Origin of the sequence: Alicyclobacillus fodiniaquatilis (genome assembly GCF_042678105.1) — a bacterium.
Lineage (GTDB): Bacteria > Bacillota > Bacilli > Alicyclobacillales > Alicyclobacillaceae > Alicyclobacillus > Alicyclobacillus fodiniaquatilis.
In genome coordinates, this window is sequence record NZ_JBHUCX010000021.1 from 78,674 (window position 1) to 96,005 (window position 17,332).

Consider the following 17,332-nt stretch of genomic DNA (forward strand, 5'->3'; position numbering starts at 1 on the left):
GATGAACATACTTTGGGCGGAGCGATTGTTTGGCCTGTGTATCACGGTGGCGCTGGTGATGGGGTTGTTCGCCCGTGAACTGCGAAATGTCGAGTGGCGGGCAAGGTTCCGGGAAGTGATGATGGACAAACCACCGAACCGAGCGAAACACGGTTGGTCGCGTCGTTATCTCGACCGGATCGTCGGATACTATCGTCTGCTTGATAAACCGTATACCGAACGAACCGCCATGCTTCATGTCGCGGTTCTTTTTGTGTTGTGCTTTGGCGTTACCTTGCTGCTTCACTACTTCGTTGTCATCGGTTTGTTTCTTAGCGCGGGCCTTTCGCTTGCGCTCTATGAGCGGTACTGGGCGAGATTGGCAAGAAAGCGACGGGAAGAGATGTTGTTCGCCTTCCTGCACCAGGGTGTCGAGCGCGGGGTGCATGTACTGTCTGCAACGGGGCGGTTGGACGATGCCCTGCGCCGGATGGCCGAATCGATGCGGTATGCGCCGATGAAACAGCGATTGCAAACGCTTTGTGACCAAATGGCTTCACCCCAGTTTCCCACACCGGAAGATGCGTTCGTTCACTGGGCAAGCGGGCTCGGTCTGGAGGACCTGACGCATTTTGCACTCGCCACACGGGAGGCGAAGAAGTACAACGTTCCACTCAGTGACTTGTGGCTCGATATGGCGGAAATCCAAGGCAAAGAACTCGAATACGCCAGGCGCATCCGGGCGGAAACGGCGCACCAGCGAACGGGTGGCATGTTGTTCTACGGGATGCTCGCCGGGAGTTTTCTGGTGGCGTATCCATTTGTCGCCTCACGCATGAGCGATACCACCCGAATCTTCTTCTGGCTCACGCTCGGGGTGATGACGTTGGGGCTGTATCTCATCCTCCGTAGGAGTCAGGTGATTGACGCATAGGGAGGCGATGACATGAACGGATCATGGTGGTCGATTGGTTTTGGCGCATCGATCACGCTGGCCTGTCTCGGATTTTGGGGGTCACGCGTGTTGTCGTGGGCGGAGTTTCAGAACCAGGTCTTCGGCACAGCGAGCCCTGCATCGCAACGGCGTCGACCGTGGACGTCGTTGGGTAAGTGGTTACAGCCGGAGATGACGACGCTTGGAACGCCAGAACAGGCGGGACTGTGGCGGAGGGCGACGGTCTTGGCGACTGCTCTCGTTTTGGTGCTGACCGTACTCCTGCGTAGTGTCGGCTGGCTCATATTGGTGCCTGCCATTTGGTCAGCCCCGATGGTGGTGGCGCGTGTGAAGGAGCGAGTCTATCGCCGAAAACTGGCCAAACAGACCCGTGTAGTCGAGATGCTGATGGCGTTTCTCGTCCGGGCAGGGGCCACGTTGTCCGATACCCTCTTGATGCTGGAGCGGCAGATGGAGGCTCCGATGCAGGACAAACTGCGCGAAGTGAACGTGCACAAGCAGTACAGCACGTTGCCGGGCGCGCTCGAGGCGCTGGCTGACTCCGCTGGTGTGCCGCAATTGCGGGAATTTGCTGCGCTGGTGTCGGAATCCGAGCGCAACGGTACACCGGTGGCGGATGCGATTTTGCGCAGTATTCGTCTTGACATGAAGATGCGGGATGCGAGCGCGGCGGAACGGTACGGAAAAGTGCAACTGGAGGTGGCGATGTACGCCACGCTCCTGATTGCCATGCCGGGATTCGGGTTCGCGGTCTACGCGATGCTCGTGTTCGCCCTTCGCATGTTTGGCTCCTGGAACTTTTGAAGGTTGGCACGCTGCTGGCACCACGACGGCACCCTGTGTGTGCTCATTCCCGATACGCTTGGAAGGGAGGTGATCCATGTGTGAAACGGGTGAAAAAATCTCTACGAGCGGCGGCGCACTGGGTTCTGAAAGAGGATGGCGGCATAATGGACGAGTACGTGACGATGGTCGGGTTTTGGATCTTCTCCACCGTTGTTGTGGTCGTAGCCGCCGGTCTCATCTGGGGGGCGCTGTCCGGGGATTTACAAGCCATGGTCAGCGATTTATCGAATCTATTCTGAAACATCGGAGGAATGGGTGAATGGGCACAATCAAACGCGCGATCCGTTGGGTGATGGTGACCGATGCCAACACGGCTGAGGAGAACACGAATCGAAGCCTGTGGTGGTTGGTAGGCATCATCGCAGTGACGTTAATCGCGGGCATTGCCTACTTCATGATTGGTCACTTGTTAACGCAAGCGCAAGGCGGCGTGTCAAGCGCGTCGACGAGTCTGTCGTCGCAAAGTGGATTGACCACATTGGCGCAGCAGGCGGAGAACGGAAGCTTGCAGGTGGGGACGTCGTCGGTTGGCAACGGCAAATTTACAGCGCCATAAAGCAGGATTGTAAACGGCGGGCAGGCCACACGGTCTGTCCGTTTTGATTTCGTCTGGAGGTGAAGAACCATGCCGAGCAACCTGATCACCACCCTGTTCGGTATCTGTGTGAGTTTTGCCGTGACGGTGATTCTGCTCCTTGCGCCGTCCCTGGTCGGCATGAAGTTACAGATGAATGCCATCGCTGAGGACGCGGCACGTGTCTACGCGGTGACGGGAGATCCCGTCGCAGTGCAAAACGAAATCAATGCGGATTTGGCGGCGGAGAACATCCCAACGACTTGGGATGGTCAGATATTGGTCTCTGTGACTGAACCGGCAGACACGACTGAACCCGGTGTGAGCGAGACCTCCACACCGACATCCGAGAATGCGAATGTGTCCATCCAATACAACGCGCCAGTTCCGTTCGACCGAGCACTTACATTGTTTGGCGGCCCTGCACTTGCCCAAACGGTTCCGATGACAGCCTCGGCTAGTGCATACAACGAGGTGCAGTATACGGGAGCGAATTCCGGATGAGGGGATGCCTCAGAAGAATCATCGCGTGGAGCAGGCGAGAAGACGCCTACACCTTCAGCCTCAACATGGCGCTTCTGAGCGTCACCGTCGGCATGATGCTATTGCTTGTACTAGCGTGGCTGGCGTCTGCGCTCACAGCCGGGATCGAACTCAAACGTGTGGCGTCTGCCAGTGCGTTGGCCGCAGCGGCCCAAGTGACCCAGTCGGTGAGCGGATCGGGTTCGGGGTTCTTGTCCTCGGCATCGTGGATGATGTCGTCATCCTATGCTTCAGCGGCAAACGAGCGATTCACGGAACAAATGCAAGACACGCATTTGGACAAGGTCTTTGACAACCTGGCTTGTCACGAAAACGTGAACGGTACTCAGGTGACAGTGACTGCCAGTGGCACATTTTTACCGTTGTTTTTACAAGAAGTTGCTACACGTGTACCGGGTATTTCAGCAATGCGTGTGCCGATGGAGGTCCGTGCTTCCGCACAATATTCGGTGGTCGGAAAGGGGGGAGACTGATGGAACGGGAAACACGGATGCTGCTGTGGACGATCTTTGGTATCGGAGTCCTGACAGTAGCCGCTATCCCCGCCGCATGGGGTTCGCTTAACCACCAAACAGCGACGGGGGTGGTATCGAATCACAACATGGCGCAGGTGTTGTGGGGGCAATCTCAAAATTCGTCCCCCTACGTTGAGCAATGGTCGCAGGATACCGGGGTGCCCATCATACCGGGGGCGGTGACACCCCATATCACGAGCGTGACATGGGACACCTCCGCCTGGATTCCGCAGTTGATCATTTCGGGCTATGGCTTTGGCAACTCACCGACAACTAAGGATGGGCAGTTGAGTCTGGTTGATACGACACGGGATTGGAGCGCAGCAGATAACGCGATCAGCGGTGTACAGCCCACGATCAGGAAGTGGTCCAACGAGGAGATCGCCGTGAGCGGTTTTTCAGGTGGCTATGGCCAGGCGGACATCGCGCATTGGTCGGACGGTCTCGGGGCATGGGTCTTCGCGCCAGGCGATGATCTTCAAATCACCGTGGTCAATCCCCAAACCGGGAACCGTCAGACCACGAGTTCGACATTTCCGGCCAATGCACCCATTCCGAAGATCTCGATGAATGCTGTTCAACCCATGATGGTGGGGCGTTCTCAAAGTATTGCTGGTCAGGTGAGTTTTGACGGGCAGGCACTCGCGAATCAGTCGGTGGCCGTCTCGGTGTCGGGAGGGTCGCTTGGTGGCACCGCGTTCACAGACAATCCGTCGGAACATGTGGTCGATACGGACGCACAAGGTGACTTCAGTATTCCGTACACGGCAATGGATACTGCAGGTCTCGTCACAGTCACGCTCCAAGCCGATGGACACACGGCGCATGAATCCATTCAAGTGTACGATCCGGTTCCCATGCTACAGGTGAGCACGACTAGCCCGTATATTGACCAGAATGTGCAGTTGACAGCGACTTGTAATGATGTCCCATCTGGGTTTCAATTGGCTATTCTCAAATACTCATCCAGTTCAGAGCAAGTACTGGGCCAAAGCCCAAACAGCACGCTCACGACATCGGACACGGAACATGTGGTCGGCGTCGTATCGTACGTTGCAGCGGTTTTGGATAAGTCAGGCCACATTGTGACGAAAAGCGCGGTAGTGCAAGTGTCCTGGCAAGACCCGTATACCGTCACGTTGGTGGCCACAGCCGACCAAACGGATAATACGGTGACGTTGACTGCGACGTCGAATGAGCCTCTGAACGGGCACACGATGGAGATCATCAATAAAACAACCGGACAGGTGGTCGTCAGTATGACTCGGGGCACCACGTTGACGACACGGATTACCGCTCTGGCGAATCAGACGCAGGACTATGTGGCGGTGATCGAACCGTGAGGAGAGGGAGAACCATGCGGTGGATGATGGGATGTTTGGTTTTTGTCGTGGCAACGTTTTGTATGCCTGTAGTCGCGATGGCGGATACGAGTTCTCCGCTTGCACAGAGCCAAGTCGTTCACGTCACGGGTGGGTATATGGAGACGGTGACGACGCAGAAGTACGAACAGACAGGCACGCATTCGGTATGGGTGCAAACCGGGACGAAGCAAGTATGGGTACAGACCGGGACCGAGTGGCTGTATACGCCGTGCGTTATCAATGGCATTTACATTCAAGTGTGTGGCGCGGAGCAAATTGAGATCGGACACTACGTGACCGAGCCAGATGGTCACTACGAGACAGAACCGACGTACGGCTACGTCACGGTGCAAACACAGCAGTGGGTACCAGTGACTATTTCGTGAGATGGGGGAGAGCGAGATGAAAGGGAAAATGATAGCTTTCGGAGCGGCGGCACTCGTTCTGTCATGTGGAATCGGGTATATGGGAGGAAGCATGGTGAATGCGCATGCGGCAAGGGTGTTGCATTCAGGTAGGATGATCGTTCGAGGAGGACCAAAGCTCTCGACGCTACTTCAACCTGTGCGTGCGAAGCTACAAAGCGAGTTATGGCAGGCACGGTTGCATAACGCATCCGGGCATATGACGACGTTACCGACCGATCGGCCCGTGCTTATTGTGGCCAGTTGGTGCGCCTTTTGCCATCAGACGCTGCAACTGCTCTCCCAACATGATTTGTTGAACAAGGTACAAGTCGTCGTGGCGCTTGATGATGGGAGCGAGGTCGGGGGAAAACCTGCGAATGTCAAAACGGTCAAGGATGAAGAGACGATCTTTGAACGCGAAATGCGGGAACTGCATGTGACCTTGCCTACGAATGAACTGTTGTACTCGTTGCCAACTGATTCGTTTGATCACGATGTTTCGGCTGTCCCGTTGCTGCTGGTTCATCGGGATGGGAAATGGCAAGAACTCAAGGGATATGTGCCGGACGCGGATGTTTGGCGACAAGCATTGGACGGTACCAGCCAAGTGCGTTGAATCAGATCTTCGCATCGTCATTATGAATCGAGTGTGGAACCGACCAGTCCCTGGTGACGCAACAAGGACTGGTCGGTAGTTGCGACTGGAGAAGGAGCATCGAATATGTGGTCAACTTGGATAGAGCATGCGGTGTTTGGGGATTTCTTGAACGGGGGTTGGTGGTCCATGCATTGCCAAGTCATTTGGATCACGCTTCTTTGCTATGGCGGTATCGCTGGTTGGTATGATTTACGAACTCGTCGAATTCCTAATATCTGCAATCTTACAGGGCTTATCTTTACGTTTTCTGAACAGTGGCTATTTGGAACGGGGGCAAGTGCACTATTCGTTCTGGTCATAACGGGTGTCATCATGCTCATTCCGACGAGTTTGGGATTATGGGGACAGGGGGATTGGAAGCTGTCCATGGTCTATGGTGTATCTATCGGATTCGTGCCGACATTGTTGGTGTGGCTCGTCGGTATATTGCTTGTTAAATTAGGAAAGCCAAGTGATTCTTTAGTGCGAAATCATTGTCAAGTACCTACTATGGAGCGGAGTATTCCAGTAGGTTTGTATGTGGCCATTTCAGGCTTGTTAATTTACTTGGCAGAAGTTTTACTGCATTCGTAGAATGCAAATATGGTCCAATAATAAACATATTAGTTCTCTAAGATGCGGAGTACATATCATGTTCAGCCCAGACGCATCCACGCATGTCTTGAAATATAAATAGCCATTGTTTTGTATGAATGTCTCGGGAAATAGACAACAAAGTGCACATACCGTGTGTCAAGTGATTCACATTTATGCCCATAAAAAATCCCACAGTACTAAACAACGTTTCTTCCTCTTCTTGTAAACACATTTGTGCCCACCAAGATTTTTCTGTACTATTGTTTGAGATAATTTCGATATATTCCTTTTCACGTTTGTCAAAAACGTCTAGAATTGCTTTTACATGTTGAAAGGACATAGAATTTCTCCTTTCGAAGTAGAAGAATTGCTTTAAGGTATAGTCGTCCTTCGCCGTTACATCATAGAAAAAGGCAATATGCTCTTGTATAGAATAAAATAATTTTGCGAAAGAATCAAATTAGTCAAACAAACTCCTTTGGGAAATTTTTATATAAATCACAAATAGAATTACTGCATATATAATCGGCCAAATTACACTAATACTTCGGGTAAACTCGCTAACAGATGTCCATACACCTATGATGTAGAGCGTATGGGATACTGGTGGTAGGAGCCAAACCAAGAAATGCAACCATGATGGAAGATGTGATGTAATCTGTTCGTTGATGAGTGAGACTACTGATACAAGAACCATTCCTAATATAGCTGAACTCTTTTTCGGGAAAAATCTCTCATTGAAAAAAATGCCTATACCTACACCGAGAAGAGACATCGATACCGTTTCAACTATTGCTACCAAAAAATTTGTACTCATTATCGGGAACGAAAATTGATATACGATAAGTGGATAGATTATGGAGAAAAGATCAGCCACAAAGGTTACGAGTAAAACAAAATAAAGTCTAGCACGTAAGTATTTCTGTATACTGCCCATGTGTAAAATTGTTATTTGTTGTTGTGTATTATGTTCGACCCCTATAAATCCATAAGCAATCCAAATTGAAGCTAAAAAAATCCATATCGAACCTAATGAATATGTGCTTAATACACTGCTGAAGCCACTTCCATAGATAATGGGAATAACAATACAAAGAAATAGAAAAGGAGCAAAATATTGATAAGATCTTAAGTAATATCGCAGAATATATCGAAAATACGAACTCATTGTTCTACGTCCTCTCCGTATAATATTGAGCTGTCTCTGAAGTGAAAAACTTCATTTTCATACTCGGTATGATTTACCGAAACAATACTTGCATCCTCTTGTAAGAGCTTCCGTAAGATACTATCACTATGATGGGAGTCAACATGTACGGTTGTTATTCCATCATGAATTTGCACTTTTAGTATACCAGGATGATTGTTAAGCTCGTCAGGAAATAGTGAATGATGAAGTCTAACCTTGATAATTACTGAATCAACAGATTGATTAATTCTTGAGGACTGATCTGATACAATATTTCCTTGATTAATGCTAACCACTCTATCGGCAACTGTCCTTATTAATAGTGGTTCGTGACAGATCATCACCATCGTTAATCCTTGATTTTTAAAGCTTTGAAGCAAAAAAATAAGTTCTTGTTGTGAGTCTTGGTCCAGTCCAGATAAAGGTTCATCTAATAATAATAAATTGGGTTGGTTCAGAATAGCTTGCATAATATTTACCTTTTGTAACATCCCTTTTGAAAATCCAACCATTCTACGATTAGCTGATTCTTCTAAATGGAAAACTGACAACAATTCGTTAATACGTTGAGCGAGTTTATCGGGAACTATGCCATGAATTCTCCCCATGTCATGTAGATACTCAAGAGGTGTAAAACGTAATTTCGGGAAACGATCTGGCACATATCCAATTCTTTTGGTATCAGTACATATTTCGCGTATTCCCGTGCTAACAGTGCTTAGACCAGAAATGATGCGAAGTAATGTGCTTTTCCCAGAGCCATTAGGACCAATAATTGCAATGATTTCGTTCTCAAATATTGAAAGATCTAATCTATTTAAGACTAATTTTCCGGAAAAGGACTTCGAAATTTGATCAAGACGTATTATTAAATTACGCGTTGCGATTGTGGGTTCCATCTTCGTCACCTCTCAACAACTATAAAAGACTCTTTAAAGCTCAGCAAGAACAATTCGTTTCGAAATGCTAAAAGTACCAGCGAATTAGTGGTTGTTGTTTTATTATACCTTGAAGCTTGATCTTATACCCCATCTTTGATAGTCGGAGAGACATAGCGGAAGTTAGCAACAGGCATAAACCATGTCCTAGAGAGGTTTATGTTCCCTAAAGCACTCTTTTATTGGTTGTACGCCCGGCATTGGCGGAACCTTTAGGGTGAAAGTCCCGAACGGGGGTTGGCGCCTACCGTAAGCCAAGAGCAAGACCCATCGCGAGGCGGAATCTGAAGGAAACTGGCGGCAAACCCTCGACTTGAGGTACACGAATCGCATTTGAGGCAGTCATAGTTGGACGAGTTGCCAGAACACAACGAAGTCCAAAGTCGTCAAGGGCTATGGCAATAGACTGCGGCAGGTGCATGAGGGGAAAGAGTCCGGGAGACCTGTCCGATACGCTAGTAAAGCAGTGTTTTCTATCATCGAAAATTACCCATTTTCGTCATGATGATTCCTTGAAAAATAGTAACTTTACTGGAAATTTCGGACGCTTGGCATCGAATCTCTGCAGCCGTGGATTAGGCGAAACGCGCGCCATCACAGGGATTTCGCATGGCAGTTAGCCTACCACGGCTGCGACTCCATATAAAGCAACCTGATTCTGCTGGAAAATTAGGATGACACCACTTCACGACGAAACTGGTGAATGTTTTGCGATTTTAAACAGATGGGAATCGGCGCTGAACGGACAGGAGTCAGCAGACGCCATAGTACATGGATGTGTACACATTTGTGGAAGGGCTGAACATGAAGTGAGGTTGGACGGTATGCGTTCGTATGACGAGCAGAGACAGCAAAAACTCCGCCAGGAGCTTCGCATCAGGGAGTAGCGGTGAAGCGGCAAGGAACTGACACGCGAGGGCTTAGTTCGTCGTCGGCACAAATAGAGACCCAACCTGCGAAGGCACGACCTCATTGTTAGAGAGAGTACTTGAACGTGGAAACATGCTACAAGCGCTCGACCGAGTCGAATTAAATAAGTGAGCGCCGGGAGTAGCCGCCGTGACGTAAATTCCTTACGAAGCTACGTCGTAGAACACTGCTGGCATCCGTCAGCAACTTCTCGCTGGAACCTACAAACCGCAACCGGTCAGACGGGTCGAAATCCCGAAACCCGGAGGCGGGAAGCGGGGACTGGGTATCCCGACGGCAATTTCATACTGCACGCCTCCCAATAAGGTTTTTGAATTAGAGGGCTAATGAACTAAGTGAACGTTTGAATTAACTAATTTAAGTGTCCAGACTTCTGGATTCGCTCTCGGAGTTCGAACTCCTTTTGTTCATCCAGTTGAATGTCCCATGGCCAGCCTGGAGCGACTTTTTGTGCAGTCAGAATCCCCCGATTAAGCCAGTAGTACACCACACCAGTACTGACTCTGAGACGCTCAGCCACCTCTTTTACTGTCAGGCCTCTACGGACTGAAGCATATCCACGAATTTGGTTTATATGGCGAATCCACTGGATAGAATCGACGGTAAACCGTCTGCCATCCGGGGTACGCATGCCTGATTCGTTTAAATGGGTGGCAATTTGTTGATCTGTCATCGTTACGGAGAGCCTGCGAACGAGCTCTGCAGTTTCAGGTGAATGTTTGGTCGCCATGTGCGGTGGTAACGGCTTACGAACCCAGAGCTCTTCGCAATGCTGATTGCGCCATCGCAGGCCAAGTCGGACATCCGGGTTCCTCGATCCAGCGAATATGGTGACGTCTTCAATCAGTAAACGAAGGATCCGCTTCCGGTCTTTTGGTGTAGTGGATGGCTTGGACCAAATTCGAGGTAACTCCTTCGCAAGACTCAGGATTTCCATCTTATCGTGTTCGGTAGGGCGCCAACTACGGCGAGTCACATACTGGGTGTACTGTTCTTGAAGCTGCGCCACTTCGGTGAGCTTTTCATTCCACCTCGCTTCAAGGCTACGTGCTACCAATCGGTTTTCTGGTTCGACCTGTTGGTATTGTCTCTCTGCTCGGTCTGCTTCGTACTGTGCTCGCTCGAGTGACAACTTCCAGCCTTTGTCTGCTTCATCTTCTTCATGCAGTAGTTTGTCCATCACCCGCAGAGCAAGTTCTAATTCGGCTGACTGTATCGCTTGCAACAGTCGCTCTGAGATAGCCTGGTCGATTTTCAGCGCCGGTACTGTAGTGCAGGTGGCTCGGCAGCCATGTTCCCATCGTCCTTTGCATTCGTAGTGTGGAGAGATTCCTCCGTTTCCGGTGTAGCGTACACTCATGCGGCGACCGCACTTTCCGCATATAATAAGTCCTTGAAGTAGAGCCATGCCCTCACGTGCGGGACCGCTCTTCTCGAGATTGGTACGATTCGAGTGAAGCTGCTTTAGATTCTTTTCATATTTCTCCCATGTAATATAGCCTGGATGATGGTCTGGAATGAAAACTTCCCACGCCTCGCGAGGGAGTCGCACGGTATGATGAATAAACAGGCCTTGCGGACTCACGCGCTTTTGGTCCCGATAACGACCAAAAACATATGCTCCGGCATATGCAGGATTGTACAGAATCCCTAAAACTCGACCATGGTTGAGTGTCCCCCAAACAAGTTTTCCAGCCCACGCACCACCGTACGCACGTTTTGGGAACCGCAGTCCATTTTGGGTAAAGAACTGGATCACACCATACGCGCTGCCTGTGGCACGAAATGCACGAAATACATTGTGAATGGCTGTTTGAACCTCTTCGTCGGGATCCAAAACTGTCTGTCCATTCGTGTCGTAAACATAGCCCACAGGTAGCGGAAAATGGAGATCACCTTTTTTCGCTTTGTTCTTTTTGCCGCCGATTAACCGAGCGCGCAAGAAATGCAGTTCTGCCTCGCTCATGGTCCCTTTGAAACCGAGGATTAATCGGTCATTGAAATCTCGCAAATCGTAAATGCCGTCTTCATCCACTACGATTGTGTTGAACAGGCCGCATAGCTCGAGAAGCCGTAGGAGGTCCGCTGAAGAGCGTGCCAAGCGAGAAATCTCCAGACCAAAGATCGCACCAACCTCGCCAAGTGAAACTTGAGCCACGAGGTTCTGGAAGCCCAAGCGCTGTGAACGGCCAGACCCTGAAATCCCGAGATCCTCGTCGATAACCTGAATTTGTTCCGGAGTCCACCCTAGATTCAGAGCTTTCTCCTGTAGAGCATACTGTCGCTCCGTGCTCTCCCGGTGAAACCGGACCTGGGCTAGGCTCGATTGACGGATGTATACAATCGCTAGTCTGTTCAGGTGCTCTGGGTGAACTTTCGACGGTGTTGTCGTCATGATTTTGTTCCTCCCTATGCATTGCCGCAAGGCACGAACGCACCATTCCGGCCACGACCGTGATAAGCTCGTCCAAGCTTTGCGCGTCGTTTCCCACCAGTGCGGCTAATGCTGAATTGGACACAAACATCCCCTCCGGCTAGGCCGACAAACTATTCGTTATCTCGGCGTCGAAGTAGTTCTAGATTGAGCTCAGTCAATTCCGAGAGAATGTCCTGTGCGACCTCATAATTTTCAAGCCCCGAGCGAACCCATTGCTCCCAGGCTGCAGGAACGTAATTCATTTGCGTCTTACCATGATAAAAAGATGACAAGTACAAGCTTGCATGACCGACGCCGGTAGAACAGCGACAGGTTGACTTTCCACACTTGACAAGCCGAGTGATTAGAGAGCCACGAAGGATATGGTCCATTGGTGGCAGTTCCTTTAGCAACTGCGTCTTGCGTTCTTTAATTTCTTGAGAAGAAACAGATTTAAATCTTCTAAGAGCATTCATCTTATCAGTAGTATTCATATTAAGAAATTACCTCCTTGGTTTTGAATTGTCAATAAATTCGTCGTTCAGATAGAGAAATCATCCAGGTCTCGCATGAGCTCAGCTAACTCTTTCAAATCCAATGCATTGAATGGAGTGACCGGTCTGGAATCTTGGATCCGGTGACGATCTGTCCAGGACTCTGGCACGCAAATAATAGTAGAGTTGGTTTGAAGAGAGTACAGGGGAATCCCATTTACGTGCTTCACTTTAAGCAGAGCAAAGGTTTGTCCGTGAAGAGGGTGGAATGGATGGGTGATGGTTACAGATTCCGAAAGAGAATTGAGCTGAAGTGCATTTTGCGCTGACCGTCCCAACTGTGATTGACAGGCTCGTCCAACAGGCATTACTCCAAGTACTGACATCCATCTTTGAAAACTACTTCAACTGGATAGCACGAAGCCCGAAAGCAGTTCAGACGGAGCTATTCTAGAAAAAACTTATACACCATCCCGCCTGACTGCGAGGTTCTTTATGGTGTAGTGCAAAATCCCGCCTACAAATACTGTGTCACTGCTAGGTAGCTGTCAAGGATGAGTTAGACTATGACTAATTAGGATTCGGGTTGAATGATTAATACTGAATTTGACCAACTGGATGGATTGGTGTTGAGTCAGTTGTTGGCGGGCGGATAAACAATTGTATATTTTGCGTGAAAGTCGGATTAGGAACGCAAACGTGCCTATATAAGCGGCTACCCCACAAGACAAGTTGGTTTTAATAATCCCGGATTTCGACGGTTTTTGCATTGATAAGCCCGATAGAACTGGGAGTTCAATAGATTGGTAAATATGTATGTGAGCACGATTGTTCCGCATATCAATGCGGAGAATTTTGGCACAATTCACCCCACCCAGTTCGAGTTACTTACTCCAACTATTCGATTTGGAAACGACTAAGGTACAGCCTCGAACATCTGAGTACATAAGTGCTGTGCGAACTCGGAAAGTAGGATCGTCCACTGCCGGGCATGACGTACCAGAATGCCTGAAAAAAATAGGAGTCTTCGCCGCAGCCGCTCTGCTGCCCATTGACGCTCACCCGTATACCGTCTCGACTGAAGAATCGATGTCGACGACGATGTCCCGTTCTTCGGGGAGCAACGACTTGAGAACCTGACGCTGTGCACAGCGGATCGCCTCTATGCCTGTGGAGGAGCCCAAACGTTTCAGACCCTTGTACAGCAAGGACGCATCGGGTAGCTTGTGTAAGTTCAGTTCAGTTCAGTTCAGTTCAGTTCAGTTCAGTTCAGTTCAGTTCAGTTCAGTTCAGTTCAGTTCAGTTTGAGTTTGAGTTTGAGTTTGAGTTTGAGTTTGAGTTTGAGTTTGAGTTTGAGCAGAGGAGCTTGCTCGATGTCCTCGAAGTGGAAAACTCGTTCCTGCCCCAGCAGTGAACCAAGAATGAGGGTAAGTGCAATGTTGTCCATTTGGAACTGAGCATCCACCCGCTTGCGCAGACCCTTCGCGCAAAAACGTCGGTCAATCCCGGTCCCGAGGACGAAATCAATGAGTCCTGCTGCACCGCCAAAAGCGGTGCAGAGTGGAGGTCAAAGCGAGTATGTATTTTACAGCTTTTCCGACGGTGATGTTTTGGTGTATGATTCACCCGAAAGGCGCTCCTTCCGTGCGAAAGATTTGTTCTCGTCAAACTCATCTTAGCCTTACGGGGAGCGTCTTTTCAATTGTTCAGGTCATTTCAAAGAGGACAAGACCGTCGAAATCCGGGATAATATTTTGTGGTGACCACCAGTAATTTTTTGGTCGAAGGAGGGGATTCTCACACAAGTATATTCTTAGTATGAGTTAATGCACGATTTGGATACCATAGTGCGGTGAAACTTCAAACACACATGTATTCGGGTTTCATGCTATGTTACTCAATTCATTGAGACAGGATATTGGAGATTTTACAGTCTAATAAGTCATGAAAATCTATTTTATGCATTTGATAAATTGTCTCTTGAAATTGATTTTTTTGACATGCCGTTGATATTATATAATTGTCTCGAAAAAAAGTGTTGAATTCCCACGGACCACGACAAACAACACCCATTTCTTGAGGAACAGAAAAAGACAGTGGGGAAATATGGAACCCCTTTCCTACGGCTTTCAAGTATGCTTCCTTTCTTGTCCAAATCAAATAAAAATTGAAGTTTTTTTCATTCGGAGATTGTTTGGTGTTTACGAAGGAAATTTCATCTTGAGTGAATACCATTGGCATAATTGAGAAATGTTCTGTCTCCACACATTCAACATCAACTCCAATTTCACACTGGGTTGTAAAGCTGCACACAACTACTTTGCTACTATGAGCAAGGCTAAAATACATCGCCTGTTTCCTTGCTTTAAGATTGTAATCTACAAAGTGTAATTTACCATATACGTCCTTCTTAAAATGGATCCTATGTAATGGCGTTTCTGTATGATTTGCGATATATAATTTTAACATTATGCGTCCAATTAGAAATTCTACCTTTTTGAAGCTCACTCTATACTTCTGGTAAGTACCTATTTCATCATCATCTAAAATTCTTAGCCATGTTTGTAGTTTGTCCATATCTATAGCATCAGGAATTTTTGTCCAGTAGAGTTGTATTATCATAAGATTGGTCCCTTTCGCTTTTCCGAATTACAAAGTAGAATTGTAGTTCTAATTCAACTCAGTTATAGTATTCATTAACTCATGCAAGTCGTCGCGTACTCGAATAAAATAGCTCATTCCCCCAAGAACGATAATACTTCCCATAGTGACCCATACTGCCCATAGGGGGATAATCACCATGAGTGCTCCAAATACGGCAATACCCACTGGGCTGGCCAAAATCATGAGTCCATTAAACATGCTAAAAATTCGACCGCGCATTGTTTGCGGTACGATTTTCACCAAAAGTATTCGAAGTGCTCCGTTTAGACATGATATTGCAAAGCCTCCAAGTAGGATCATTCCCATACACCAGTATGTATTAGGCCATATAGCTATGAAGCTTAGGCATATACCAAGAACCATCAATCCAACCTGTAAAATATGTTTTGTTGATAGTAATCTTGAAATCGCTCCTAATAGTATTCCACCCAGAATTAAACCTATGATCATACTTGCTGCTATTATGCCAAAAGCCGTAGATTTTGCACCCATTGGCCCTTTAATCCAAGCTGTAAGTACAATTATTGCTGGTGCAAGTCCGAAGTTGGAAATGAGTCCGCCAAGGAAAATTTGTAGCATACTTCGGGATTTTATCAGTATTCTTATACCGTGAGACCATTCCTTCAAATAATTACTATGTTCTTGAGGGGTTTGTAAATGCTCGTATACTTGGATTAGAAGCAGGCTAATTACTGATATCACGAAAGTTGCCGAATCTATTAAAAAAAGACGTGATGCTTTGAATATAGCAAGTAAAGAACCACCGGAAGTCATGCCTATTAATTGAACCGCTCCATTTGTTGCTTGGGTAATTCCCATTGCTTTTGGAAGATCATCTTCTGAGACGAGTAATGGTGTTAACGCACTTGAAGCGGGGGTGAAAAATGAACCAGTCAATTGAATTAGAAGTGCCAATCCAAAAATGATCATAAAATTGTGATGAAAAGAGACTACAAGTGATATCGAGAGCGCTAGAAGAGTACGTATTAGATCAGAAGCTATCATGATAGTTTTTTTGTGCCATCTGTCGACTAGAACTCCGGCGAAAAACCCTGCTAAGGCAGGTATGTAATCAGCTAGGCCAACAATTGTGAGATCACTCTTAGAATTTGTGATGGTATAGATATACCAAGGAAGAGCAAGAGTGTATAAGTTATTTCCGTATGTTGAAACAAGTTGACCAATTAATAATATTGTGTAATTTTTATTCCGTAAAACATTCACAAAATCCACTTCTCTCAAAATTAAAATCATAGTTATAAAACTTAATCAAGGGGTTATTGGTACCATTATATACTAAATGGATGTAATCATGTTCGTCTTTAAAACTGTATTTTTAGACTTTGTGTTTTTGATATTGTGTAATTGGATGATTGGTTTAAAATCACAATGATGGATATTGTGTCGGACATCGGCCAAAGGTAGCGGATCAATAAGTCGTTCTCGTTCTAATATCGGAGGACGCCACCCTTTTTATTCTTCATGGTATGTTCTATCTCATGCATGATCAGGCAATTGTAGAAAAATGTTTACGCAAGCTGTACAAAGACATGGTGTGCCAGAAGTCGTGTACTTTGACAACAGTAGTCAATATCGAACTATTGGATGGCTCGAATTTTCTCTAAGTTTAGTACTAGCCTATATATGCTGTTGAGTATGAGCCAGAGTTGAAAGGTTGGTGGGGAATCTCATCGAACCTTGGATGAGTTCCTAAGTGAAATTGCACCAGACCCATGTCCGTCGATGGACAAACGAGTGGCACTGTTGGTCTGACGCTTTGATAAACTCAAATAGAGCATCCGGGAGTAGGATAGAACCATAGCAAAAACCCACAGTTTGCGGCGATGGGGTCACGTCGATATACGGGAACGTGCCTACATCGATCTGGGCTTGCTTGACTGGAGCGGTTTCAAAGCGAACTGTCTTGGCAGAGACCACGTGACAAAGCGGGTGCATGAACTCACGAAGCACCGTGATCCCGCGTATCCCTTTCCCGAATCTCTCGCAAAATCCGTTCGGCGTTGAGAACACCAAAACACATACGCTGTTCTACATATGACTTATAGTGCCCTATCGCTTGGTTCCAGTTAAGGGTTTCTTCCCAGCCTCCTATCCCTCTGGACCCACCTTTCGAATCATCTTGCGGTCATGTCCAGTTCTTCGAGAGAGTTCAGAGATACGTAAGCGTCAAACGTAGGACACCTTGATCACGAAAATGAATGATCATCATAATAGAAAATCCCCGCCGGGATTCCGACAGGGACGTTTTGTCACGTCATGATCT

General features: G+C 47.8%; 19 protein-coding genes. 10 read left to right on the top strand and 9 right to left on the bottom strand.

The features are described from left to right. Position 1: 1 nt before the first annotated feature. The 10 genes from ACFSB2_RS08930 to ACFSB2_RS08975 all read left to right on the top strand — a co-directional run bounded on the left by ACFSB2_RS08930 (position 2) and on the right by ACFSB2_RS08975 (position 6,414). Complete coding sequence (locus ACFSB2_RS08930) at positions 2 to 913, top strand: hypothetical protein (protein ID WP_377942688.1); 912 nt, start codon at positions 2 to 4, stop codon at positions 911 to 913. 12 nt (positions 914 to 925) lie between these two features. Then, on the top strand, positions 926 to 1,738 hold the full coding sequence (locus tag ACFSB2_RS08935) for a type II secretion system F family protein (protein ID WP_377942689.1): 813 nt from the start codon (positions 926 to 928) through the stop codon (positions 1,736 to 1,738). 80 nt (positions 1,739 to 1,818) lie between these two features. Next, entirely contained in the window at positions 1,819 to 2,019 is a 201-nt protein-coding gene (locus ACFSB2_RS08940; protein ID WP_377942690.1) for a hypothetical protein, read from the top strand. A gap of 20 nt (positions 2,020 to 2,039) precedes the next feature. After that, complete coding sequence (locus ACFSB2_RS08945) at positions 2,040 to 2,336, top strand: hypothetical protein (protein WP_377942691.1); 297 nt, start codon at positions 2,040 to 2,042, stop codon at positions 2,334 to 2,336. A gap of 69 nt (positions 2,337 to 2,405) precedes the next feature. Beyond that, the gene (locus ACFSB2_RS08950) at positions 2,406 to 2,858 is read left to right on the top strand and encodes a hypothetical protein (protein WP_377942692.1); all 453 of its coding nucleotides are present in this window, start codon (positions 2,406 to 2,408) and stop codon (positions 2,856 to 2,858) included. After that, positions 2,855 to 3,370 carry a hypothetical protein gene (locus tag ACFSB2_RS08955; RefSeq protein WP_377942693.1) on the top strand — a complete coding sequence of 172 codons (516 nt, stop codon included), beginning with the start codon at positions 2,855 to 2,857 and terminating at the stop codon, positions 3,368 to 3,370. The genes ACFSB2_RS08950 and ACFSB2_RS08955 overlap by 4 nt, the downstream gene beginning before the upstream one ends. Then, positions 3,370 to 4,755: a hypothetical protein gene (locus ACFSB2_RS08960; protein ID WP_377942694.1), complete on the top strand. Its 1,386-nt coding sequence runs from the start codon at positions 3,370 to 3,372 to the stop codon at positions 4,753 to 4,755. Before ACFSB2_RS08955 ends, ACFSB2_RS08960 begins: the two co-directional genes overlap by 1 nt. A gap of 14 nt (positions 4,756 to 4,769) precedes the next feature. Continuing rightward, on the top strand, positions 4,770 to 5,162 hold the full coding sequence (locus ACFSB2_RS08965; protein ID WP_377942695.1) for a hypothetical protein: 393 nt from the start codon (positions 4,770 to 4,772) through the stop codon (positions 5,160 to 5,162). A gap of 94 nt (positions 5,163 to 5,256) precedes the next feature. Continuing rightward, entirely contained in the window at positions 5,257 to 5,799 is a 543-nt protein-coding gene (locus ACFSB2_RS08970) for a TlpA family protein disulfide reductase (RefSeq protein ID WP_377942696.1), read from the top strand. Between the two features lie 105 nt (positions 5,800 to 5,904). Then, on the top strand, positions 5,905 to 6,414 hold the full coding sequence (locus ACFSB2_RS08975) for a prepilin peptidase (RefSeq protein WP_377942697.1): 510 nt from the start codon (positions 5,905 to 5,907) through the stop codon (positions 6,412 to 6,414). 37 nt (positions 6,415 to 6,451) lie between these two features. Here the strand turns inward: ACFSB2_RS08975 and ACFSB2_RS08980 are convergent, their stop codons facing one another. The 9 genes from ACFSB2_RS08980 to ACFSB2_RS09020 all read right to left on the bottom strand — a co-directional run bounded on the left by ACFSB2_RS08980 (position 6,452) and on the right by ACFSB2_RS09020 (position 17,019). After that, positions 6,452 to 6,757, bottom strand: a complete 306-nt coding sequence (locus ACFSB2_RS08980; RefSeq protein WP_377942698.1) for a hypothetical protein — start codon at positions 6,755 to 6,757, stop codon at positions 6,452 to 6,454. Positions 6,758 to 7,581: 824 nt separating this feature from the next. Next, positions 7,582 to 8,505 carry an ABC transporter ATP-binding protein gene (locus ACFSB2_RS08985; RefSeq protein WP_377942699.1) on the bottom strand — a complete coding sequence of 308 codons (924 nt, stop codon included), beginning with the start codon at positions 8,503 to 8,505 and terminating at the stop codon, positions 7,582 to 7,584. 1,321 nt (positions 8,506 to 9,826) lie between these two features. Further along, complete coding sequence (locus ACFSB2_RS08990; RefSeq protein ID WP_377942700.1) at positions 9,827 to 11,869, bottom strand: recombinase family protein; 2,043 nt, start codon at positions 11,867 to 11,869, stop codon at positions 9,827 to 9,829. 152 nt (positions 11,870 to 12,021) lie between these two features. Then, positions 12,022 to 12,384: a DUF6788 family protein gene (locus tag ACFSB2_RS08995; RefSeq protein WP_377942701.1), complete on the bottom strand. Its 363-nt coding sequence runs from the start codon at positions 12,382 to 12,384 to the stop codon at positions 12,022 to 12,024. 47 nt (positions 12,385 to 12,431) lie between these two features. Further along, on the bottom strand, positions 12,432 to 12,770 hold the full coding sequence (locus tag ACFSB2_RS09000; protein WP_377942702.1) for a DUF5372 family protein: 339 nt from the start codon (positions 12,768 to 12,770) through the stop codon (positions 12,432 to 12,434). 908 nt (positions 12,771 to 13,678) lie between these two features. Continuing rightward, positions 13,679 to 13,831 carry a hypothetical protein gene (locus ACFSB2_RS09005; protein ID WP_377942703.1) on the bottom strand — a complete coding sequence of 51 codons (153 nt, stop codon included), beginning with the start codon at positions 13,829 to 13,831 and terminating at the stop codon, positions 13,679 to 13,681. Positions 13,832 to 14,286: 455 nt separating this feature from the next. Beyond that, entirely contained in the window at positions 14,287 to 15,006 is a 720-nt protein-coding gene (locus ACFSB2_RS09010; RefSeq protein ID WP_377942704.1) for a 4'-phosphopantetheinyl transferase family protein, read from the bottom strand. A gap of 48 nt (positions 15,007 to 15,054) precedes the next feature. Beyond that, positions 15,055 to 16,272, bottom strand: coding sequence for an MFS transporter (locus tag ACFSB2_RS09015; RefSeq protein ID WP_377942705.1), 1,218 nt, complete (start codon positions 16,270 to 16,272; stop codon positions 15,055 to 15,057). A gap of 486 nt (positions 16,273 to 16,758) precedes the next feature. Next, positions 16,759 to 17,019, bottom strand: a complete 261-nt coding sequence (locus ACFSB2_RS09020) for a hypothetical protein (protein ID WP_377942706.1) — start codon at positions 17,017 to 17,019, stop codon at positions 16,759 to 16,761. Positions 17,020 to 17,332 lie beyond the last annotated feature (313 nt).

Bases quoted from the DNA above. Each gene is read 5' to 3' on its own strand.
- ACFSB2_RS08945 (WP_377942691.1), top strand. From the start codon at position 2,040: ATGGGCACAATCAAACGCGCGATCCGTTGGGTGATGGTGACCGATGCC.
- ACFSB2_RS08995 (WP_377942701.1), bottom strand. From the start codon at position 12,384: ATGAATACTACTGATAAGATGAATGCTCTTAGAAGATTTAAATCTGTT.
- ACFSB2_RS08980 (WP_377942698.1), bottom strand. From the start codon at position 6,757: ATGTCCTTTCAACATGTAAAAGCAATTCTAGACGTTTTTGACAAACGT.
- ACFSB2_RS09010 (WP_377942704.1), bottom strand. From the start codon at position 15,006: ATGATAATACAACTCTACTGGACAAAAATTCCTGATGCTATAGATATG.
- ACFSB2_RS08985 (WP_377942699.1), bottom strand. From the start codon at position 8,505: ATGGAACCCACAATCGCAACGCGTAATTTAATAATACGTCTTGATCAA.
- ACFSB2_RS08960 (WP_377942694.1), top strand. From the start codon at position 3,370: ATGGAACGGGAAACACGGATGCTGCTGTGGACGATCTTTGGTATCGGA.
- ACFSB2_RS08975 (WP_377942697.1), top strand. From the start codon at position 5,905: ATGTGGTCAACTTGGATAGAGCATGCGGTGTTTGGGGATTTCTTGAAC.
- ACFSB2_RS08955 (WP_377942693.1), top strand. From the start codon at position 2,855: ATGAGGGGATGCCTCAGAAGAATCATCGCGTGGAGCAGGCGAGAAGAC.
- ACFSB2_RS08930 (WP_377942688.1), top strand. From the start codon at position 2: ATGAACATACTTTGGGCGGAGCGATTGTTTGGCCTGTGTATCACGGTG.
- ACFSB2_RS08965 (WP_377942695.1), top strand. From the start codon at position 4,770: ATGCGGTGGATGATGGGATGTTTGGTTTTTGTCGTGGCAACGTTTTGT.
- ACFSB2_RS09000 (WP_377942702.1), bottom strand. From the start codon at position 12,770: ATGTCAGTACTTGGAGTAATGCCTGTTGGACGAGCCTGTCAATCACAG.
- ACFSB2_RS09005 (WP_377942703.1), bottom strand. From the start codon at position 13,831: ATGGACAACATTGCACTTACCCTCATTCTTGGTTCACTGCTGGGGCAG.
- ACFSB2_RS08935 (WP_377942689.1), top strand. From the start codon at position 926: ATGAACGGATCATGGTGGTCGATTGGTTTTGGCGCATCGATCACGCTG.
- ACFSB2_RS08950 (WP_377942692.1), top strand. From the start codon at position 2,406: ATGCCGAGCAACCTGATCACCACCCTGTTCGGTATCTGTGTGAGTTTT.
- ACFSB2_RS08990 (WP_377942700.1), bottom strand. From the start codon at position 11,869: ATGACGACAACACCGTCGAAAGTTCACCCAGAGCACCTGAACAGACTA.